Genomic DNA, 21288 nt, shown 5'->3' on the forward strand with positions numbered 1-21288 from the left:
CCCGGTAGCTCGTCAGGCTCATAACCTGAAGGCCGCAGGTTCAAATCCTGCCCCCGCAACCAAACTTCCTAATTCCCCCATCACAGAAGCTCGCCTCGCGCGGGCTTTTTGTTTGGTAACGGGTCGAGGAGTTAACGCCTCTTCAGGGGCCTGCAAGCAGGCAACGCCCACGCCGCGGGACAGAAAAACCCCGAAGCCTGCCCGAAACCAAAACTCCCTCTCCAAGTATCACAAAGCCTTTATCGCTGGCGGAAAAGCTTCACTTTCCCTTAGCGACCGTAGCTCGTCGTTCGCTAAAGCTCACCATAACCTGAAGGGTCAGCCTGCGAACGGTTCAAATCCCGCCTCCGCAACCAAAATTCCCTTCATCTCCTGCAACACCACGGTCAGTTATCGCCGGCGCGAAGACTTCATCTTTGCTGGTCCGTTCCTGCATGCCGGACATCATTGCTGGAAAATCAACAGGACGTAGGCCAGGAAAAGCACGAGATGGACCGCACCCTGCATCAGATGCGTGCGACCGCTGGCAAAGGTGATGATGCTGACGGCAAGAGTGAGCAGCAGCATCACAAGATCTCCATGCTCCAGACCGAGTGTTACCGGGTGTCCATAAAGGCGGCTGATGACGAGCATCGCCGGCACGGTCAGCCCGATCGTCGACAAAACCGACCCGAGAAAAATATTGACGGAGCGTTGAAGATTGTTGGCGATGGATGCGCGCACGGCGCTGATTGCCTCGGGGGTCGCGACAAGAATGGCCATGACGACACCGCCAAATGCGGTTGGAGCCTGCAGGGTTTCGATAATGTAATCGATCGGCCGCGCGAGTTGTTCGACCAGAAACACCAAGGGCCCCATATAGGCGAACAGCAACAGGGCATGAGGCCACACCGGCGCGTGGTAAAGCGCTGCTTCGCCGGGAGGTTCGCGGCGATTGCTGCCGTCGGTGAAATAGTCCTGATGGCGACCGGCTTGAAGAAACAGAAACGTGGCATAAAGGCCGACGGAGAGTATGCCGAGGATCAATTGACGTGGCGCCGACGGGTGCTGTCCGTCCGGGCCGGAAAGAAATGTCGGCATCACCAGGCTGAGTGTTGCCAAGGGCACGATGACGCCGAGATAGGCGTTGGCGCCCTGGAGGTTATGCTGTTGCTCCGGGCGCCGCCATGCACCCAAGAGCAATGACAGGCCGACCATGCCGTTCAGGATGATCATGACGACCGCAAACAAAGTGTCGCGGGCCAGCGTCGGGTTGTTTTCGCCATGAATCATCACGGCGGAAATCGCCATCACTTCGATCGAAGTGATGGCGAGCGTCAGAATAAGGGTGCCGTAAGGCTCCTTAAGGCGCTCCGCCAGGTGATCCGCGTGCCGCACGACCGACAGAGCCGAACCGAGCACGACGGTAAATAGCCACGCGAAAACGACGGTGAACCAAAGCGGATCGGAAAGTCGGCTGAACAGATCGTCCTGGAAAACGAGGAACGCCAAGCTCGTCGCGATGCTGACGCCCAGGAACCATTCCTCGCGCATCAGATCGGTTGCGCCGGTGGGCAATGCCGGCCCGTCAGCCATCGCAACCACCGTAATCCGGCGGATGCCGCCGCAATGCGATCATTGACACCATCGCCTGCCCGATCCTGAGATAAAGTCGTTCATTTGTCGTCGGCCCACAGTAGCAAAAGGACCGTGCTCCAGGCCAGATGGCAGTGACCATTCCAAATGGGCGCAGCTTGCCTATTCGCGGCCGGTGGCCGGAATCGCTGCGCCGGTAACGACGGCTGCGGCGGGTGATATCAGGAAGGCGATGAGCCGGGCGATCGACTGCGGCGATACCCAGGCGTCCGTTTTTGCGTTGGGCATGGCAGCACGATTCTCGGGCGTATCGATCGTGCCGGGCAGAATGCAGTTGGCGGTGATGCGGTCGTCGCGGCATTCGGCAGCAAGCGCTTCCGTCAGCCGGATGACGGCCGCTTTCGAGGCAGCATAGGCGGCTTGATTGGGGCCGGCCTTCAGGCCGGGCATCGCAGCGACGTGTACAATGCGGCCGTAGCCTGCAGCTTTCATCGTCGGCAGAACCGCCGCGCTGATCGTCAGCGCGGTGCGGGCGTTTGCCGTCATCATGGTATCCCATTGCGCCGGGGCCTCCGGCCCGACCGGTCCCATCTGAAAACCGCCGACTGTGTTGACCAATGCGCCTACGCCTCCGAAGCGCTTGACGGCTCGGGCGACGGCGGTAGCGCAGGAGGCATAGTCGGTGAGATCCGTTCCGGCGATCGAGAGAAACTCCGTGGATGCGGGAAGCTCACCGGCCAAAGTTTCCAGCTCCTGGCTCGAACGGTTCATGCAGACGAGTTTTACGCCGGCGCCTGCAAGCTCCCGGACAACGGCGCTGCCGAGGTTGCCGCCGGCTCCCGTGACGATCACGGCTTTCTGGTCGTTCATGGCAAGCGATCTCCTGACGGTGCCGGTGCTGGATGATGCCGCGCATTGTTGGTCCAGGCTGCGCCGCAACGCAACCCCTGCGCAACCGCGCCAGTCAGGTATCTTGAGAAGGCGGGCGGAGCAGAGAGCTCCGCCCGCCTTCATCCCGGCTCGGTCGGGTCGGGGTCAGTGATATTTTTCCCGTTCGCGGCCGAGGATGACCGGCGCATCCAACTCAGAGATCGGGCGGGTGACATCTGCCGGGATGTCACCGGCGAGCTGCAGGTCGAGATATCGGGCGCAGCAGACGCGCAGGAAGGATGTGAAGTTCCCGAGATCATGGCCGGCATCGATCGATTCATGGTGCAGCCGGGTAATCAGCTGCACGACGTTCATGCCGTCGCGCCGGGCAATTTCCTCAAGCTTCGACCAAAAGAAGTTCTCCAGCCTGACGCTGGTGACCATGCCGTCGATGCGCAGCGACCGGGTGGTGCTTTCCCATAGCCGCGCATCCGCCTTGATGAAGAGTTCACACATGTCGTCCTCCCGGCGCCGCCACCTCAGGCGGCGTTGGTTTCAGGTATTGACGAGGCATCGAGCACGGCCATGAACTGCTGCAGCCAGGAGGGATGCGCCGGCCAGGCCGGCGCGGTGACCAGGTTGCCGTCCGAGACCGCATCGGTGATGGAAATATCGGCGTAAATGCCGCCGGCAAGTTCGACTTCCGGCCGGCAGGCGGGATAGGCTGAGCAGGTGCGGCCCCTCAACACGCCGGCGGCGGCAAGCAACTGCGCGCCGTGGCAGATGGCCGCAACGGGTTTTCCGGCATCGAAGAAATGCCGGACCGATTTGATGACGTCGGGATTGAGGCGAAGATATTCCGGTGCGCGACCGCCGGGGATGACCAGGGCATCGTAATCCTCCGCCCGCACGCTGTCGAAAGTGGCGTTCAGCGCGAAATCATGGCCGCGTTTTTCCGAGTAGGTCTGATCGCCCTCGAAATCATGAATGGCGGTGGCGACGGTCTCACCCGCCTTCTTGCCGGGACAGACGGCATCGACGGTATAGCCGCAGGCGAGCAGCGTCTGAAACGGCACCATCGTTTCATAATCTTCGGTGAAGTCACCCGTGATCATCAGGATCTTAGAAGCTGGCATCGCATCCTCCTTGGAAACCAACAGCCGGAGATTAACAAAGACCTCCCAGCAGCAGGTACTATGGGAATACTACAGGCGAAATTCTCGGCCGGAAGCAGGTGAGCATCACGACAGGAGCGCTCTCAGACCCTCTCCCGTATGTAAAACCTTGCATCTGTCGGGCGGCAGATGTCAGACCGTCCTGACCGTCGCATCCGGGACGGCACAGGCCTCGCCGCCGCCGAAGAGACGGGAACGGGTGAGGAAGCGTTTCTCGCGGCCGTTGTCGAGCGAGAACATGCCACCGCGGCCCGGCACGACGTCGATGATGAGCTGCGTGTGTTTCCATGCCTCGAACTGGCTGGCGCTGATATAGACCGGCACGCCGCCGATCTCGCCGAGCTTGACATCGCTGTCGCCGACCATGAATTCATTGGCGGGATAACACATCGGGGAAGAGCCGTCGCAGCAGCCGCCGGACTGGTGGAAGAGGATATCGGGATGATCCCGCTTGATTTCTGCGATCAGATCAAGGGCCGCATCGGTTGCGAGAACACGCGGTTCGCCGTTGACGGTCGTTTCCATGGTTCTTCCTCCTAAAGTTTGGGGGAAGAAAAGACCCCTCCCCAAACCCCTCCCCACAAGGGGGAGGGACTTAACTTGTTGAATAGCCTCGTCTAAAAGCGATGTATTGCCTTGCTGAGACTTCGGTAAGGAAAGCTGGTGGAGCGGCATCATAGGCCCCTCCCCCTTGTGGGGAGGGGTTGGGGAGGGGTTTTAAACCTCTCCCATATGAAAGCATCTCAGAAGAAACCGAGCGCCTTCGGGCTGTAGCTGACCAGCATGTTCTTGGTCTGCTGGTAATGCTCGAGCATCATCTTGTGGGTTTCGCGGCCGATGCCGGATTGCTTGTAGCCGCCGAAGGCGGCATGGGCGGGGTAGGCATGATAGCAGTTGGTCCAGACGCGGCCGGCCTGGATCTCGCGGCCGAAACGGTAGCAGCGATTGGCGTCGCGGCTCCAGACACCGGCACCAAGACCGTAGAGCGTGTCGTTGGCGATTTCGAGCGCTTCCTTCTCATCCTTGAAGGTCGCGACTGAGACCACAGGTCCGAAGATCTCCTCCTGGAACACACGCATCTTGTTGTGGCCCTTGAAGATCGTCGGCTTGACGTAATAGCCGTTCGCCAGTTCGCCGCCGAGATCGTTGCGCGAGCCGCCGGCCAGAACCTGGGCGCCTTCCTGCTTGCCGATATCGAGATAGGCGAGGATCTTCTCAAGCTGCTCCGTCGATGCCTGAGCGCCGATCATGGTTTCCGGATCGAGCGGGTTGCCCTGTTTGATCGCCTCGACGCGTTTGACGGCTTTCTCCATGAAGCGGTCGTAGATCGATTCCTGAACGAGGGCGCGGCTCGGGCAGGTGCAGACTTCACCCTGGTTCAAGGCGAACATCGCAAAGCCCTCGAGCGCCTTGTCGAGGAAATCGTCGTCCTCGGCCATCACGTCGGCGAAGAAGATGTTCGGGGATTTGCCGCCGAGTTCCAGAGTGACCGGAATGAGGTTCTGGCTGGCATATTGCATGATGAGCCGGCCGGTCGTCGTTTCGCCGGTAAAGGCGATCTTGGCGATGCGGGGACTGGTCGCGAGCGGCTTGCCGGCCTCGATACCGAAGCCGTTGACGATGTTGAGCACGCCGGGCGGCAGGAGGTCGCCGACGAGTTCGGCCCAGAGCAGGATCGAAGCGGGGGTCTGTTCGGCCGGCTTCAGCACGACGCAGTTGCCGGCGGCAAGTGCCGGCGCCAGCTTCCACGTCGCCATGAGGATCGGGAAGTTCCAGGGAATGATCTGGCCGACGACGCCGAGCGGCTCGTGGAAGTGATAGGCGACGGTATCATGGTCGATCTCGCCGATTGAACCTTCCTGGGCGCGGATGCAAGAGGCGAAGTAGCGGAAGTGGTCGATCGCCAGCGGAATGTCGGCCGCCATGGTTTCGCGGATCGGCTTGCCATTGTCCCAGGTCTCTGCCTGGGCAAGCAGTTCCAGCTTGTCTTCCATGCGCTGGGCGATCTTCATGAGGATATTGGAGCGCTCGGCGGCGGACGTGCGGCCCCATTTTTCCTTGGCCGCATGGGCCGCGTCGAGCGCGAGATTGATGTCCTTTTCATCGGAGCGTGGGATGTCGCAGAGTTTGCCGCCTGTGACCGGCGTCACGTTTTCAAAGTATCTGCCTTCGACCGGCTCGCGCCATTCGCCGCCGATATAGTTGCCGTATTTCAGCTTGAATGGCGATTCTACGATTTTCTGATGAAGCATGTCATCCTCCCTTGGTGGTCCAGGTTCCAATCGAACCAGTGGGAGGAAAATGCGCATGTTTCAGCGGCCGGAACAGAGCATGTCATCCATACCGCAGTGCACACTGTCGCAGGGATGCGACAGGATCGTGTCGTGATTACCGCATGTTGATGGAACCTTCGTGGACGTGCTCAGTGAAGGTCGAACTTCTTCATCTTTCGGTGCAGAGTGGCGCGACTGATCCCCAGTGCTGCGGCTGCCTGCGAAACGTTACCGCTAGTGCGCGACAGCGCGCGCAGCAAGGCTGCCTTCTCGGCTTCGACGATCTCTCCCTGCTGCGAGACCCTAGCCTCATGCAGGGCATCGGCGGCAGGGATGCCGGTGGCGATCCGCCTGTCGTCCAGTTGCAGCGCGATGCGAGCGGCGCGGGTTGCGCCGAGCACGAGGTCGTGCCGGTCGACAGCGAGCAGAGCGGCGGCGGAATTGGCGGGGCTCGGGACCATCAGGAAACGGGCGCCTGCAAAGGCCGAACGAAAGAGATTGAGTTCAATGCGCATGGCCGCATCGCGCACGGTCTGCGTCAGGATCGCCAATGTCATCTCGTTTACGTCGTTGCGGCAGGTAGAGATATCAAGCGCCGCGGCCAACCGGCCACGGTGATCGCGGATCGGCGCCGTCGTGCAGCTGAGGCTGGTATTTGCGCAGAAGAAATGCTGATCGCGGAAAATGGCGACGGCGCGTTCATCGGCGAGCGCCGTGCCGATGCCGTTGGTGCCGATGCTCGCCTCGGTCCAGATTGAGCCGGTCCAGAGGCCGAGTTCGTGAAATTCCTTGTCGTCGCCGGCAGCCCCCCGGCGCTCCAGCGCAATGCCGTTCCTGTCCGTCAGAAGCAAGCAACAGCCGGCCTTGCCGACGGTGCTGAAGAGACGATCGAGCTCTTCCGTCGCGCTGGCAATCAGCTGCCCGGACTGCTCGCGGGCGCGCCGGAACTCCTCGTCGGTCAGGCGCAGCGGCGCCCGTTCGTCCTCGGGTGCGAGCTGGTGCATCGTCATGCACCGCCGCCAGGAGGCGACCACCGGAGAACTGGCGGCGGCGGAGTCGCGTTGGGCCGACGTGTAGACGTGCTCGGCATGTGCAGAGTGTTCGTGCATCGGCTCCTCCCACCGAAATTCAGCGCAGTCTGGTGGAAAAGCCGCGGGTTTGCAATCAGCCCGCACTTGGCGGTCCTCAATCCCCGACTCTTCCTGACGAAAGGACTGAATTCACATTTCGGTGTTCGTGCCGTCTTCGTGTAACAAAAGACTGCTCCTGTCCGTAGTTCTGTGCAGAAACGAAGTTTGCCGGCGAGGAGAACCGACCATGTTGAACAGACGATTGTTGCTGATGGGCGCCGCTTTCGGAGCGATGGCAGTTCGCTTGGGCCTGATCGGTGAGGCGATCGCCGGCGAGACCTTCGCGGTGACGCACAGCGAGGCGGAATGGCGCAAGCTGCTGACGCCGGATCAGTATGCCGTCCTGCGCCAGGCGGGGACGGAGGCTCCCTTCACCAGCGTCTTGCTGCACGAGGAGCGGAACGGCAAGTTCGCCTGCGCCGGCTGCGACCAGAACCTGTTTTCCTCGGCGACCAAATTCGACAGCGGCACCGGCTGGCCGAGCTTCTGGGCGCCTCTTAAAGACGCCGTCGGCACGGAGCGCGACACCGGCTTAGGCATGACGCGGACCGCTGTGCATTGCAGCCGTTGCGGCGGCCATCTCGGTCATGTCTTTGATGACGGCCCGAAACCGACCGGGCTTCGCTACTGCATGAACGGTCTCGCCTTGACGTTTCATCCGACCTCGGCCTGATCGGGGAACAGCTGTTGTCCCGATTCTGTTCTAGCGCCGCAACCAAGCCTCGATGCCGCGCCCAGCTGCACGGCCGGTCGCCAGACAGGCGGTGAGGAGATAGCCGCCGGTCGGCGCCTCCCAGTCGAGCATCTCGCCGGCGACGAAGGTGCCCGGCAGCGCCTTCAGCATGAAGCCGTCGTCGATGCTGGTCCAGCGGATGCCACCGGCAGAGGAGATCGCCTCGGCGATCGGCCTTGTATCGAGAACCGGTACCGGCAGAGCCTTGATCATACCGGCGAGACGTTCGGGATCGGTTCGGTCGCGGTCCGGCGCGAGTTCGCGCAGCAATGCCGCCTTGACGCCGTCAAGCCCGGCGCCCTTGCGCAGGCGGTTTGAAAAGCTCGACTTGGTGTCCTGCCGCGTCAGGTCGCGCGCCAGCCTTTCGATCGCCCGGCCCGGGGCGAGGTCGAGCGTCAGGGCAGCGTTGCCGTGCAGAAGACGATCGCGGAGGCTGGCCGCATGGGCGTAGACCAGGCTGCCCTCGATGCCGCTGCCGGTGATGACGAACTCGCCGGGAAAGGTGCCGGCTTCGGATGTGGCGGTGACCGACTTGACGGGCTCGCCGGCGAAACGCGCGCTGAAGCTGGCGCTCCAGCCGACGATGAAGCCGCAATTGGCGGGCCGGAAGGCGTCGATCTCGACGCCCCTCTCGGCCAGCCAGGGCAGCCAGGCCGCATCCGAGCCGAGTCGCGGCCAACTTGCGCCGCCAAGCGCCAGCAGGGCGGCGTCGCAATGGATGATGCTGTGCCCATCCGGCGTTTCGAAAACGTAACCTTCTTCGACAAGGCCGGTGCAGCGGTGGCGGGTGCGCATCGCGACACCCCGCTCTTCCAGCCGCTTGAGCCAGGCACGCAGCAAAGGAGAAGCCTTCATCACCTTCGGGAAAACCCGGCCGGAAGAGCCGACGAAAGTCTCGGTGCCGAGCCCTGCGGCCCAATCCCTGACATCGGCAGGGGTAAAGGCATCGAGGGCGGGACGAAGACGAGCTGAAGCCGCGCCGAAACGGGTGGCGAAGCGGGCATAGTCCTCGGAATGGGTAATATTGAGGCCCGACTTGCCGGCCAGCAGAAATTTGCGCGCGAAGGTCGGCATGGCGTCATATACCGTCACCGCATGGCCGGAGAGCGACAGCCGCTCGGCAGCCGCAAGACCCGCGGGGCCGCCGCCGATGATCGCAATCCGTTTCTGGCTCATGATGTCTTCGCCCCGATTCTTTCCGGCGCAGTTTTGCCGCGGGCGCCGATCACCTGCAAGGGTGCAGATTTGTCAATGGTGCGAATGCGTGCACTGACCGTGGTCGGCGAGAACCTCGATGACGCGGCATTGATCGACGCGGCCGTGGCCGCAGCTCTCCACCATGATTTCGAGCTCGGCCTTTAAAGCCATCAGGCTGCGGATGCGCTGCTCGACTTCCACGAGGCGAGCCTTGGCGATGGCGTCGGCCGAGGCGCAGGACTGGTTCGGATCATCCTGCAGCGTGAGCAGCGTGCGGATTGCCTCGATCTCGAAACCGAGCTCGCGCGCGTGGCGGATGAAAGCGAGGCGGCTGATGTCGGCAGGTTCGAAAGATCGCTGGTTGCCTTCGCTGCGGCTCGGGGCCGCGAGCAGGCCTATGCTCTCGTAATAGCGCACCGTCGGCACCTTGACGCCGCTCCGGCGGGCCGCCTCGCCAATCGTGATCTTTTTCATGATTTTTCTCTTGCACCTCTAGTCGCTAGAGGATGTAGGAGGGATGCTTCTGTTTGACAAGGAAGCGGATATGGTTGAGACGAGCGAGACAAGATACAGGGTCGGCGGCATGGATTGCGCCGCCTGCGCGAGCAAGATCGATACCGCGGTCAGGCGCGTAGCAGGCGTTGCCGATGTCTCAGTCTCGGTGATGACAGGCACCATGACCGTCCGGCATGACGGCAGCAGCGATCTCAAGGCAGTCGAGAGGAAGGTGACGGGGCTTGGTTATTCCGTCTCGCCCTTTACCGGAAATGCGACGCCCGCGCGTGAAGGCCGCCCGCACCATCATCACGATCGCGCCGCTCATGGCCATGGAGATCACGACCATGCCGGGCAGGATCACGACCATGCCCATGACGAGAAGGAAATCGAAGGCCTGCATGGGCACGACCATGCGCCGATGGCCGGTCCTTGGTGGCGGAGCAGGAAAGGCCGCCTGACCATTTTTTCGGGTGCGGCACTCGTTGTCGCCTATGCCGTCGGCCATCTGGTGCCGGCGATCGCGTCCTATGCCTTCTTCGTCGCGATACTGGTCGGTCTGCTGCCGATTGCGCGGCGAGCCGTCATGGCGGCTTTGTCAGGCACGCCGTTTTCGATCGAGATGCTGATGACGATCGCCGCCGTCGGCGCCGTCATCATCAATGCGGGCGAGGAGGCAGCAACGGTCGTATTCCTGTTTCTCGTCGGCGAGCTGCTCGAAGGTGTGGCGGCGGGCAGGGCGCGTGAAAGCATCCAGTCGCTGACGGCCCTGTTGCCGAAGACCGCGCTGCTCGAAGACAATGGCCAGATGCGCGAGGTGCCGGCGGAAAGTCTTGCCGTCGGCGCGGTCATCATGGTTCGTCCCGGCGACCGCATCTCTGCCGACGGCGTCATCGTATCAGGCGAGAGCGCGATCGACGAGGCTCCGGTGACGGGCGAGAGCACGCCGCTGCGCAAGCGCGTCGATGCCGTCGTCTATGCCGGTACGGTCAATGGCGATGCGGTGCTCCGGGTTCGCGTCACGGCAGCCGCTGCCGACAATACCATCGCTCGCGTCGTCAAGCTGGTGGAAGAAGCGCAGGAATCGAAGGCGCCGACGGAGCGGTTCATCGATCGGTTTTCGCGCTACTACACGCCAGGTGTCGTCGTTGTCGCCGCACTGGTCGCGGTCATTCCGCCGCTGTTTTTCGGCGGCGCGTGGGGGGAATGGATCTACAAGGGACTTGCCATCCTCCTGATTGGCTGCCCCTGCGCCCTCGTCATCTCGACGCCGGCGGCGATCGCCGCTTCGCTGTCGGCGGGGGCACGGCGCGGGCTGCTGATGAAGGGCGGCGCGGTCCTGGAGACGCTCGGCAAGGTGACGATGGTCGCCTTCGACAAGACGGGTACGCTGACGGAAGGCAAGCCTCGGGTCACCGACATCCTTTCCTTCGGGTTGAGCGAGGCGCAGCTCCTGTCGCGCGCGGCGGTGCTGGAGCAGGGCTCCAGCCATCCGCTGGCACTGGCGATTCTCCACCGCGCCAAGGCGGACGGCGTGCCCGTGCCGCCCGCCTTCGAACTGGAAGCGCTGCCGGGCAAGGGTGTCACCGGCAAGATCGGCGGCGAGACAGTGGATCTCTTGTCGCCGCCCGCCGCCCGCGAGCGTGGGGCGCTCAACGCGGAACAGGAGGCGCGTATTGCAGGGCTCAATGATGAGGGCAAGAGCGTATCGGTGCTGCTCGTCAATGGCGCTGCGGCCGGCCTGATCGCCATGCGCGACGAGCCGCGCGAGGATGCCAGGGCGGGGCTCTCGGCGCTCAAATCGGCCGGTGTCAAGGCGATGATGCTGACGGGCGACAACAAGCGGACGGCGGCCGCCGTCGCCGGCATGCTCGGCATCGACTGGCGTGGGGAGATGATGCCCGAGGACAAGCAACGGGTCGTCGGCGAATTGAAGCGCGAGGGCTTCGTCGTCGCCAAGGTCGGCGACGGCATCAACGACGCGCCGGCGCTCGCTGCCGCCGATATCGGCATCGCCATGGGCGGCGGCACCGACGTGGCGCTGGAGACAGCCGATGCCGCCGTGCTGCACGGACGCGTCGGCGACGTGGCGCGGATGATCGCGCTTTCCAAGCGCACGATGCGCAATATCTCGCAGAATATCACCATCGCGCTCGGGCTGAAGGCTTTCTTTCTGGTGACGACGATCGCCGGCATCACCGGACTCTGGCCAGCGATCCTCGCCGATACCGGCGCCACCGTGCTGGTGACGATCAATGCGCTCAGGCTGCTTCGTGTATGGAGATGAATGTTTGCCGATGGCGGTTTGAAGACTAGCGATTCGGGGCAGGTCATCAGTAAGGTCGGCTCTCAGTTTGCTGACCAAGTCTCCTCCGTCATGCTCGGCCTTGTGCAGCCTTGTGCCGAGCATCTAGCCACCACAATTATTAGGCAGGAAAACATTTTATTTTCAAATCCTTAATTGGATGTGCGCAGATCCTCGGCACAAGGCAGCACAAGGCCGAGGATGGCGTCGCGGGTTGCAGTGCTTTGTCAGCAGCCTAGGCTCCAGCTTGTGGCCTGTTCTCGTCGCGGCTTTCTCCACAGCCTGTTTACGTTAAGCTTTGGTTATCCCTGTTTTTCACAGGAATGCAGCGATTTCAAACCTGCCGTAACGCCATGCACAAACCATCCGTTGACGTGAATTTGGATTCGCGTACTATATCTAGTGTTCAAGGTTCCTTCGATTCGTGAGGATCGCGGGCTAAGACGGGAATACGGTGCGTCTCGCCATGAGGGCGGGCAAGGTCGGAGCTGCCCCCGCAACTGTGAGCGGCGAGCAACTGTCCGATTTCAGGTCGCTGAGGCATGATGCCTTGGGAAGGCTGGGGTAGAGTGCTTCGACCCGCGCGCCAGGAGACCTGCCTTGAACGAAACGTCCATGGGCGGGGTGTCCGGAAGGTCGCGTGATCGAAGGCGGAACGATCCGTGCCTGTTGCGCTGCCCCGAACGTCCGCATGAGCACTTCGGGGTTTGAAGTCATGTCGAGAACATCAAGGCCGTCGCCCGCGCACATCCTGCGAGGGATGATATCAGGCGTTTAAAGCGCCAACCTTGCCACATCACTATCAAGCATTGTCCCGGACGCCGTACGGCGCCCGATCCAGTCCTGCGTCCTGAATCCACTGACATCACGAGGAACATGATGAGCGTTACCGTTTACAGCAAGCCGGCCTGCGTCCAATGCACCGCCACCTACCGCGCCCTCGACCGCCTGGGCGTGGACTATGAAGTGGTCGATATTTCCCAGGATGCCGAAGCGCTCGATCGTGTGCGCGGCATGGGCTACATGCAGGTTCCGGTTGTCGTTGCCGGCAGCCAGCATTGGGCAGGTTTCCGACCCGACATGATCAGCGCGCTCTCCTGAGCTGAGAAAAACGATGGGGCTGATCGTTTATTATTCCAGCCGATCCGGGAACACCCATCGTTTCGTCGAGAAGCTGGGACTGCGCGCGGCGCGCATTCCACTCAGCGCTGAGGCCATCCACATTCGCGAACCCTATGTGCTGATCTCGCCCACCTATTGCGGGGACGGCGGTAAAGGGGCCGTGCCCAAGCAGGTGATCCGCTTCCTCAATGATGCGGAAAACCGCTCCAACATTCGCGGCGTGATTGCCGCGGGCAACAGCAATTTCGGCGAGACCTACGGGCTAGCCGGCGATGTCATCTCGAAGAAGTGCCAGGTGCCGTATCTCTACCGGTTCGAGCTTCTGGGAACGACCGCGGATGTCGCCAATGTCAAAGACGGGATGGGACGATTTTGGACACGGGAACAAATCTGACGCGGGATGCGGGCGCAAAACCGTTGAAGGCGGCTGAAACGCTCGATTATCACGCGCTGAACGCGATGCTGAACCTCTATGACGATGAGGGCAAGATCCAACTCGACAAGGATCGCATGGCGGCCAAGCAATATTTCCTGCAGCATGTGAACCAGAACACCGTGTTCTTTCACAATCTTCGGGAAAAGCTCGATTACCTCGTCACTGAGGGCTATTACGAGCAGGAGGTGCTCGACCAATATTCCTTCAATTTCGTCCGCGACCTTTTCGATCAGGCCTATGCCAGGAAATTCCGTTTTCCCACCTTCCTCGGCGCTTTCAAATATTACACCAGCTACACGCTGAAGACCTTCGACGGAAAGCGCTATCTCGAGCGCTACGAGGACCGCATCTGCATGGTGGCGCTGACTTTGGCGCGGGGCGACGAGGCCCTTGCCCGCGACATGGTCGACGAGATCATTTCCGGCCGCTTCCAGCCGGCGACGCCGACCTTCTTGAATGCCGGCAAGAAGCAGCGCGGCGAACTGGTTTCCTGCTTCCTGCTGCGCGTCGAAGACAATATGGAATCGATCGGCCGGTCGATCAATTCGGCGCTGCAGCTCTCGAAGCGCGGCGGCGGCGTGGCCTTGTCTCTGACGAACATCCGTGAAGCCGGCGCACCGATCAAGCAGATCGAGAACCAGTCCTCCGGCATCATTCCGGTGATGAAGCTGCTCGAAGACAGCTTCTCCTATGCCAACCAGCTTGGTGCGCGCCAGGGCGCGGGCGCGGTCTATCTCAACGCCCATCATCCCGACATCATGCGATTTCTCGACACCAAGCGTGAAAATGCCGACGAGAAGATCCGCATCAAAACGCTGTCGCTCGGCGTCGTCGTGCCAGACGTTACTTTCGAGCTCGCCAGGAACAATGAGGACATGTACCTGTTCTCGCCCTATGACGTGGAGCGCGTCTATGGTGTGCCCTTCACCGAGATTTCGGTGACGGAAAAGTACCGGGAGATGGTGGCGGACGCCCGTATCTCGAAGAAGAAGATCAAGGCGCGCGAATTCTTCCAGGTGATCGCCGAAATCCAGTTCGAAAGCGGTTATCCCTACATCATGTTCGAGGACACGGTGAATCGGGCGAACCCGGTGGCCGGGCGCATCTCCATGAGCAATCTCTGCTCGGAGATCCTGCAGGTGAGCGAGGCGAGCGAATACAACGATGATCTCTCCTATAGTGATCTCGGCAAGGATATTTCCTGCAATCTCGGTTCGCTGAACATTGCGGCGGCGATGGATTCGGGCGATTTCGGCAAGACGATCGAGACCTCGATCCGGGCGCTGACGGCGGTCTCTGACATGAGCCATATCGCCTCGGTTCCATCGATCGAGAAGGGCAATGACGAGAGCCATGCGATTGGCCTCGGCCAGATGAACCTGCACGGCTATCTCGCTCGCGAACGTATCTTCTACGGCTCCGCGGAAGGCGTCGATTTCACCAACATCTATTTCTATGCGGTGACCTATCACGCCATCCGCGCCTCGAACCTGCTGGCGGTCGAACGCGGCACTAGCTTCAAGGGCTTCGAGAACTCGAAATATGCCTCGGGCGAATATTTCGACAAATATACCGAGCAGGAATGGAAGCCGGCGACCGAAAAGGTGCAGGCGCTGTTCGACAAATCAGGCATCGATATTCCGACGCGGGAAGACTGGGTGGCGCTGAAGAAGGCCGTCATGACCTCCGGTCTCTATAACCAGAACCTGCAGGCGGTGCCGCCGACGGGATCGATCTCCTACATCAACCACTCGACCTCCTCGATCCATCCGATCGTCTCGAAGATCGAGATCCGCAAGGAAGGCAAGATCGGCCGCGTCTATTATCCGGCGCCGTTCATGACCAACGACAATCTCGACTATTATCAGGACGCCTACGAGATCGGGCCGGAGAAGATCATCGACACCTATGCGGCAGCGACCCAGCATGTCGACCAGGGCCTGTCGCTGACCTTGTTCTTCCGCGATACGGCAACGACGCGCGACATCAACAAGGCGCAGATTTACGCCTGGAAGAAGGGCATCAAGACGATTTATTACATTCGTCTTCGCCAGATGGCGCTTTCGGGTACGGAAGTGCAGGGGTGTGTGTCTTGTACGCTTTGAGTTGATTTCGGCCGTGAGCCTTTGAGTGCGTGGCCCCCTCACCCTGCCCTCTCCCCGAGGGGAGAGGGGATGTCGCGCCTGCCGCAGATGTCTTCTCCCCATCGGGGAGAAGGTGCCGGCAGGCGGATGAGGGGGCTCCGAACGTCATTCATCTATTGGAAGGACATAATCACCATGAACATCGCTGTAAAGCCAACCTCCCGCGTGCGCGCCATCAACTGGAACCGCATCGAGGACGACAAGGATCTCGAAGTCTGGAACCGGCTGACCGGCAATTTCTGGCTGCCGGAGAAGGTGCCGCTGTCGAACGACATCCCATCCTGGGCGACGCTGACGGCAGCAGAGCAGCAGCTGACCATCCGTGTCTTCACCGGATTGACGCTGCTCGACACGATCCAGAACGGTGTCGGCTCCATCAGGTTGATGGAGGATGCGGCGACACCGCATGAGGAGGCGGTGCTTTCCAATGTCTCCTTCATGGAGGCGGTGCATGCGCGTTCCTATTCCTCGATCTTCTCGACGCTGTGCTCGACTGTTGATGTCGACGATGCCTATCGCTGGTCGGAGGAAAGCGAATTCCTGCAGCGCAAATCGGCGATGATCATCGAGCAGTATCGCTCCGGCGATCCCCTGAAGAAGAAGGTCGCGAGCGTCTTCCTCGAAAGCTTCCTGTTCTATTCCGGCTTCTATCTGCCGATGTACTGGTCGAGCCGCGCCAAGCTCACCAATACGGCCGACATGATCCGGCTCATCATCCGGGACGAGGCGGTGCACGGTTATTATATCGGCTACAAGTTCCAGCGTGGCCTTGAAACGCTCTCCGAAGAGCGCCGGCAGGAGATCAAGAATTTCGCTTTCGACCTCTTGCTCGAACTCTACGATAACGAGGCGCGATATACCGAGGCACTCTATGACGGCGTCGGGCTGAGCGAAGACGTCAAGAAGTTCCTGCATTACAACGCCAACAAGGCGTTGATGAACCTCGGCTACGAGGCGCTGTTCCCGGCCGAAGCCTGCAAGGTCAATCCGGCGATCCTGTCGGCGTTGTCGCCGAATGCCGACGAGAACCACGACTTTTTCTCCGGCTCCGGGTCCTCCTATGTCATCGGCAAGGCAGTGGCCACCGAGGATGAAGACTGGGATTTTTGAGACTTGATCGCAGTTTCCCCTTATCATTTGCCTGCCTGTCGACCACATACAGCGGAAATCGGATCCGGCCTTTGCCGGTGACGCGGCGTAACGGGAGTTTTTGATGTCGTCTTTTCCAAACAAGGTCGGGAGGGCCGTTGAGGCGGAGGAGGGTGTCTGGCCGATCCGCAGGAGACGGATTCTCGACTGGCTGGTGAACGAGACGCGCGGCGAGCGCTTTATCGACAATATCCTGGTGGAGATGTGCGGCAAGCTGCTTTCGGCAGGGGTGCCGGTGGCGCGGGCGACGCTGCATTTCAGGGTAAACCACCCGCAATGGATCGGAGCGCGCATTCTGTGGAAGGAGGGGCTCACGGAGGCGAAGATCGACACATTCGCCTATGGCGTCGAAAACACGCCGGAGTTTCTGAACAGTCCGATCAATGCGATCCATCAGGGTGCCGAGGAACTGCGCAAACGGCTGGAAGGCGCAGCCGACGGCGACCTGGATTCATTCTATCAGGAACTGCATGACGACGGCCTGACCGAATATATCGCCTGGCCTGTCGAACACACCTTCGGCAAACGGCATGTCGTGACATTTTCCACCCGCCGGCCGGGCGGTTTTGCGAGCGAACATGTCGATTTCCTGCGCGATCTCCTGCCGGCGCTGACCCTCGTCAGCGAAATCAGGCTGAAGAACATCATGGCGCGCACGCTGCTGCAGACCTATGTCGGGCCGCATGCGAGCGAGCAGATCTTGTCGGGTGTCACGACCCGCGGCAGCGGCGCGACCGTCGGCGCGGCCATCATGATCTGCGATCTGCGCGATTTCACGGCGATCTCGGATCTCTGGCCGCGCGACGACGTGATCCATCTGCTGAACGACTATTTCGATGCCATGTCGGACCCGATCGAACGGCATGGCGGGGAAATCCTGAAGTTCATGGGAGACGGGCTGCTGGCGATCTTCCCATTGGTTAAGGAAACGGCCTGCCTCGATCTGCTGGAGGCGATCCGCGAGGGGCAGGCGTCGATGGCCGAGCTTAACGAGGAGCACCTGCGCACGGGACGCGAACCGCTGCGCTACGGCGTCGGTGTGCATGTCGGGGACGTCATGTACGGCAATATCGGCTCGCGCCGACGTCTGGATTTCACCGTCATCGGCCCGGCGGTCAATGTCGCGTCACGGCTGGAAAGCCTGACCAAGGAGGTTAAGCGTCCGGTGCTCTTGTCGCGGGCCTTCGTCGAAATGGCAGGCTGCGCGAAAGACATGGACAGTCTCGGCACCTTCCCGCTGCGCGGGCTCGGAGAGCCTGTCGATGTCTTTGCTTTTCCGGAGCGGTAGGCTCAGGCAGAGTCAGACACCGCGTTTGTTTCCCCACAGCAGCACGTGCAACTGCGGCAGCACGCGCGGGGCAAACCATCGGTCGGCCGTTACCTTCTCGACCAGCCAGTGCATGCGATCCATGACGCCGTCGATATCGATGCGGGCGTCGACGTCATCGGGTGGCGGCGGTGTATGGTTGCCCGGCTGAAGGTACAAGGGAATATAGGGGTAGCGCTGGCCCACCTCTCGGGCGAAAGCATAATCGGCATCGTCGAAGACGACGATTTTCAAGGCGATCTCCGGTCCGCCGGCGGTCAGCCGGAGACAGTTGTCGACCTCACCCCAGTCTGTCTGCATCCCGCTTGACGGCGGCTTGGGACTGAGCACCAGGGTGTCGAGATCGCGAAACCAGTTCTGGGCCACACTTCCCTGTGTTTCCAATGCGAAGCGATATCCCTGGGAATGGCCGAGTTCGATCAGCGGCCCCAGTGGCTGGATAGCCGGATTGCCCCCGGAAAGGGAAACCATTATCGGCTTGCCTCCGGAGAGTTTCGTAACCTCCTGCCAGATCGCCTCGACCGACATGGGGGCCCATTGATCCCGGAAGGCGCTATCGACCGCGTGAAGACTGTCGCACCAGGAGCAGCGGTAATCGCAGCCGCCTGTCCTGACGAATACCGTCGGCAGCCCGATCAATGCGCCTTCGCCCTGTATGGTCGGACCGAAGATCTCGCTGACGCGGATGGTCTCCGCGCTCACGGTCTGTACTCCGCCCAGGTCTTCGGCGTTTCGCTGACGCGGACGGACGAAGTTTCGGGGAAGCGCTGCTTGCACCAGTCGTAGAAATGCCTGGCCAGGAACTCGGAGGTGACTTTCGAGTGGCCGAAGACCTCGTTCAGATGCCGATGATCGAGAGCCTCGTCGATATAGCGCTTGAGCGGGGAGAGGTCGTGATAGTCGCGAACGAAGCCATCGTCATTCAGGGTTTCGGCAGACAGTTCGACGACGACGATATAGTTGTGACCATGGAGCCGGGCACATTGATGACCGGCCGGCAGATGATCGAGCTGATGCGAGGCGGAGAGATGAAATTCCTTGGTGATGCGGTACATCAACGCACCTCCGTCGCGGCATATTGCGACACCGCCGCCTTCCAGAAGTCGCGGTCCTCGTATTCCGTCGGATCGGCGACACCGGCAAGATGGAAGGCTTCGCGGCGTTCGACACAGGTGCCGCAGCGTCCGCAATGAAGCCTGCCACCCTTGTAGCAGGACCATGTTTCCGCGAAGGGCGTGCCATGTTTTGCGCCATCGGCCACGATCGCTGCTTTGGACACCTCGACATAGGGTGCAAGCAGTCTGACGCTGGCATACCCATCCAGTGCTTCGTTCTGCATGCGCTGGAAAGCGTCGATAAAGCCCGGCCGGCAATCGGGATAGATGAAGTGGTCGCCACCGTGGACGGCGACGGCGACCGCATCCGCCTTTTGCGCGGCTGCCAGGCCGAAGGCGATGGCCAGCATGATGGCGTTGCGATTGGGTACCACGGTGGCCTTCATGGTCTCCTCGGCGTAGTGGCCGTCCGGGACCTCGACATTATCGGTCAGCGCCGATCCGCTGAGATGGCTGCCGATGGCGGCAATGTCGATGATATGGTGGGGAACGGCAAGGCGTGCGGCACATTTGGCGGCGAAGTCGAGTTCCTTGCGATGCCGTTGGCCGTAATCGAAGGAGACGAGGCCGATAAGCTGTTCTTCCGCTGCCTTTCTGTGGGCAAGCGAAACGGAGTCGAGTCCGCCAGAGCAGACGACGATGGTCTTCATATTTTGGATTCCCTTGTTTTGACCGGGTGGGCTGCGACCGGGTTACGCGGTGCTTTTAAGTCAAATCACGCGCCATGAAAACAGTTTTAATATGACCGTCCTTCGATCCGGCGGGCTAACCGATCGGAAAGTTGATCTGCGGCGGCAGCAGGAGGTGCAGATCCTCGGCGTCGGGATTGTTGATGCGCTGCAGCAGCATGCGGCCGAGATCCTCTCCCGCCGCCGTCAGGTCCTCATGGATCGTGTCGACCTTCGGCTGCAATTGGGTGAGAAGGCGGGATGTCTCCTTGGCGACGATATCGTAGTCCGTGGCGAGTGTGTGACCGGCATCGTTCATGCCGCTGATGACGGCAAGCGCCGAAACTTCGCCGGGGCAGACGAAACCGTCGGGCGCATCTGGTGCGGCTGCGCGGGCGCGCACAAAATCGCGCAACACATCCGCCGGCGTGTCGAGGTCGACGGTCTCCGCGACTTCGTATGCGATGCCGGCCTCGCGCACCGCCGTCATGAAGCCGTGTAGGAGATGCTGGCAGAAGGTCAGCCGCTTCGGCGGCAGGATCACCGCCACCTTTGTCCGGCCCTTAGCGATCAGCCGGCGGGTGGCTTCATAGGCAAAGGTGAAATTGTCGTAGTCGACATAGGGATGCGGTGTCGAAAATTCGGTGCGGCCGTGACAGATGAAGGGAAAACCGGCTTCGAGCAGCAGGCGGACGCGGGCATCGAGCGGCTCGGTCCGCGTGAAGATCAGCCCGTCGGCCAGGTGGTTGCGGATGATGTATTCGGCAGCTTCGGCGTTGGTCGTCGACAGGAAGTTCGGGGCGACGACAAGATGGTAGGGCGTCTCTTTCAGCGCCTTGGCGATGCCGTACATGATCGAGGTGGTGAAACCGACCACCTCCTCGTGTGGATCGAGCAAGATGGCGACGACGTTGGTGCGGCCGGTCTTCAGACGCTGGGCGGCCCGATCCGGGAGATAGCCGATCTCGCGGGCAATGCGGTGCACGCGCTGGCGGGTTTCAAGAGAGATCTGCGGCGCATCGGAGAGCGCCCTCGACACGGTTGTCACCGCAAGGCCGGCGATCGTGGCGATCGTTCGCAAGGTCGGCTTGCCGCGCTTGTGCGTGATATCGAGATTTTCGCCGCGCTGCGGCCGGGACGGTTCGGTCACTCTAGGCTTTCCATGCTGGAATTGCCGATACAATAACACGATGACCCGAGTGGGCAATCTGGGAATGAAAACGTTTTAAATTTTAACGCTTTATTATCCAATTGGATTATTTCAATATAATTCAATATGTTATGGTAGTAATCATATTTTTCTCGAGAGTCGAGAAAGGGCTTGACGACCAAAGGCTTATAACGTTTTAAATTGTTAACCGCGCGGAGGAGCGCGGCTTCATGCCGACCGCTGCAATGGCGGGACGCATCTGGTGGCGGGGAGGGTCCTGCCGCCGATTTCAAACGGGAGGAAATTCATGCGCAAGTTCATGAGCTCGGCAGCTGTTGCTGTCGTGATGCTGGCTGGTTTGGGTGCGGCGCAGGCTGCTGACGTCAAGGAAGTGCAGATGCTGCACTGGTGGACGTCGGGCGGC

21 protein-coding genes and 1 riboswitch are annotated in these 21288 nt (G+C 61.1%); of the genes, 8 read left to right on the top strand and 13 right to left on the bottom strand.

What is annotated here, in order from left to right:
- Window positions 1-472 (top strand): hypothetical protein (locus QWJ46_RS29670; RefSeq protein WP_302756046.1); only part of this gene is annotated, 472 nt, incomplete at its 5' end.
- Here the strand turns inward: QWJ46_RS29670 and QWJ46_RS29675 are convergent.
- From QWJ46_RS29675 to QWJ46_RS29705, 7 genes are all read right to left on the bottom strand, one after another.
- Window positions 445-1575 carry a calcium:proton antiporter gene (locus tag QWJ46_RS29675; RefSeq protein WP_302756048.1) on the bottom strand — a complete coding sequence of 377 codons (1131 nt, stop codon included), beginning with the start codon at window positions 1573-1575 and terminating at the stop codon, window positions 445-447. The genes QWJ46_RS29670 and QWJ46_RS29675 overlap by 28 nt on opposite strands.
- A gap of 162 nt (window positions 1576-1737) precedes the next feature.
- Complete coding sequence (locus tag QWJ46_RS29680) at window positions 1738-2445, bottom strand: SDR family NAD(P)-dependent oxidoreductase (RefSeq protein WP_184454856.1); 708 nt, start codon at window positions 2443-2445, stop codon at window positions 1738-1740.
- Window positions 2446-2610: 165 nt separating this feature from the next.
- Window positions 2611-2961 (bottom strand): ribbon-helix-helix domain-containing protein, encoded by a 351-nt coding sequence (locus QWJ46_RS29685; protein WP_064805188.1) that lies wholly within the window; start codon window positions 2959-2961, stop codon window positions 2611-2613.
- A 23-nt stretch (window positions 2962-2984) separates the two neighbouring features.
- A complete protein-coding gene (locus QWJ46_RS29690; RefSeq protein ID WP_302756052.1) occupies window positions 2985-3581 on the bottom strand; it encodes a DJ-1/PfpI family protein in 597 nt (198 codons plus the stop codon).
- Between the two features lie 171 nt (window positions 3582-3752).
- Window positions 3753-4145, bottom strand: coding sequence for a DUF779 domain-containing protein (locus tag QWJ46_RS29695; protein ID WP_004677349.1), 393 nt, complete (start codon window positions 4143-4145; stop codon window positions 3753-3755).
- A gap of 218 nt (window positions 4146-4363) precedes the next feature.
- Complete coding sequence (gene adh / locus QWJ46_RS29700) at window positions 4364-5872, bottom strand: aldehyde dehydrogenase (protein WP_302756055.1); 1509 nt, start codon at window positions 5870-5872, stop codon at window positions 4364-4366.
- Window positions 5873-6042: 170 nt separating this feature from the next.
- Window positions 6043-7002, bottom strand: a complete 960-nt coding sequence (locus QWJ46_RS29705; RefSeq protein WP_302756056.1) for a helix-turn-helix domain-containing protein — start codon at window positions 7000-7002, stop codon at window positions 6043-6045.
- Window positions 7003-7210: 208 nt separating this feature from the next.
- Here QWJ46_RS29705 and msrB point away from each other — a divergent pair, with 208 nt between their 5' ends.
- Window positions 7211-7696 carry a peptide-methionine (R)-S-oxide reductase MsrB gene (gene msrB, locus QWJ46_RS29710; RefSeq protein ID WP_302756059.1) on the top strand — a complete coding sequence of 162 codons (486 nt, stop codon included), beginning with the start codon at window positions 7211-7213 and terminating at the stop codon, window positions 7694-7696.
- Between the two features lie 30 nt (window positions 7697-7726).
- Here msrB and QWJ46_RS29715 read toward each other — a convergent pair whose 3' ends face one another.
- Window positions 7727-8932, bottom strand: coding sequence for a TIGR03862 family flavoprotein (locus tag QWJ46_RS29715; protein WP_302756062.1), 1206 nt, complete (start codon window positions 8930-8932; stop codon window positions 7727-7729).
- A gap of 72 nt (window positions 8933-9004) precedes the next feature.
- Window positions 9005-9427: a helix-turn-helix domain-containing protein gene (locus QWJ46_RS29720; RefSeq protein ID WP_302756064.1), complete on the bottom strand. Its 423-nt coding sequence runs from the start codon at window positions 9425-9427 to the stop codon at window positions 9005-9007.
- A 70-nt stretch (window positions 9428-9497) separates the two neighbouring features.
- Between QWJ46_RS29720 and QWJ46_RS29725 the strand changes: the two genes are divergently transcribed.
- The 6 genes from QWJ46_RS29725 (at window position 9498) to QWJ46_RS29750 (ending at window position 17892) form a co-directional block, all read left to right on the top strand.
- The gene (locus QWJ46_RS29725) at window positions 9498-11735 is read left to right on the top strand and encodes a heavy metal translocating P-type ATPase (RefSeq protein ID WP_302756065.1); all 2238 of its coding nucleotides are present in this window, start codon (window positions 9498-9500) and stop codon (window positions 11733-11735) included.
- Between the two features lie 410 nt (window positions 11736-12145).
- A riboswitch (cobalamin riboswitch) is annotated at window positions 12146-12371 on the top strand.
- A gap of 261 nt (window positions 12372-12632) precedes the next feature.
- The gene (nrdH, locus tag QWJ46_RS29730) at window positions 12633-12854 is read left to right on the top strand and encodes a glutaredoxin-like protein NrdH (RefSeq protein WP_184454864.1); all 222 of its coding nucleotides are present in this window, start codon (window positions 12633-12635) and stop codon (window positions 12852-12854) included.
- A gap of 13 nt (window positions 12855-12867) precedes the next feature.
- Entirely contained in the window at window positions 12868-13269 is a 402-nt protein-coding gene (nrdI, locus tag QWJ46_RS29735) for a class Ib ribonucleoside-diphosphate reductase assembly flavoprotein NrdI (RefSeq protein ID WP_302756067.1), read from the top strand.
- Window positions 13248-15416, top strand: coding sequence for a class 1b ribonucleoside-diphosphate reductase subunit alpha (nrdE, locus tag QWJ46_RS29740; RefSeq protein WP_302756069.1), 2169 nt, complete (start codon window positions 13248-13250; stop codon window positions 15414-15416). Before nrdI ends, nrdE begins: the two co-directional genes overlap by 22 nt.
- A 174-nt stretch (window positions 15417-15590) precedes the next feature.
- Window positions 15591-16565: a class 1b ribonucleoside-diphosphate reductase subunit beta gene (nrdF, locus tag QWJ46_RS29745; RefSeq protein ID WP_302756071.1), complete on the top strand. Its 975-nt coding sequence runs from the start codon at window positions 15591-15593 to the stop codon at window positions 16563-16565.
- Window positions 16566-16668: 103 nt separating this feature from the next.
- Window positions 16669-17892 carry an adenylate/guanylate cyclase domain-containing protein gene (locus QWJ46_RS29750; RefSeq protein WP_302756073.1) on the top strand — a complete coding sequence of 408 codons (1224 nt, stop codon included), beginning with the start codon at window positions 16669-16671 and terminating at the stop codon, window positions 17890-17892.
- Window positions 17893-17904: 12 nt separating this feature from the next.
- Here QWJ46_RS29750 and queE read toward each other — a convergent pair whose 3' ends face one another.
- The 4 genes from queE to QWJ46_RS29770 all read right to left on the bottom strand — a co-directional run bounded on the left by queE (window position 17905) and on the right by QWJ46_RS29770 (window position 20864).
- Complete coding sequence (queE, locus tag QWJ46_RS29755; protein ID WP_302756075.1) at window positions 17905-18633, bottom strand: 7-carboxy-7-deazaguanine synthase QueE; 729 nt, start codon at window positions 18631-18633, stop codon at window positions 17905-17907.
- Window positions 18630-18986, bottom strand: coding sequence for a 6-carboxytetrahydropterin synthase QueD (gene queD, locus QWJ46_RS29760; protein ID WP_184454870.1), 357 nt, complete (start codon window positions 18984-18986; stop codon window positions 18630-18632). The genes queE and queD overlap by 4 nt, the downstream gene beginning before the upstream one ends.
- Window positions 18986-19696: a 7-cyano-7-deazaguanine synthase QueC gene (queC, locus tag QWJ46_RS29765; RefSeq protein WP_302756078.1), complete on the bottom strand. Its 711-nt coding sequence runs from the start codon at window positions 19694-19696 to the stop codon at window positions 18986-18988. Before queC ends, queD begins: the two co-directional genes overlap by 1 nt.
- 115 nt (window positions 19697-19811) lie before the next feature.
- Window positions 19812-20864, bottom strand: a complete 1053-nt coding sequence (locus QWJ46_RS29770; RefSeq protein WP_302756080.1) for a LacI family transcriptional regulator — start codon at window positions 20862-20864, stop codon at window positions 19812-19814.
- Window positions 20865-21288 lie beyond the last annotated feature (424 nt).

This window comes from Rhizobium sp. CBN3, assembly GCF_030518245.1.
Taxonomy (GTDB): domain Bacteria; phylum Pseudomonadota; class Alphaproteobacteria; order Rhizobiales; family Rhizobiaceae; genus Rhizobium; species Rhizobium aethiopicum_A.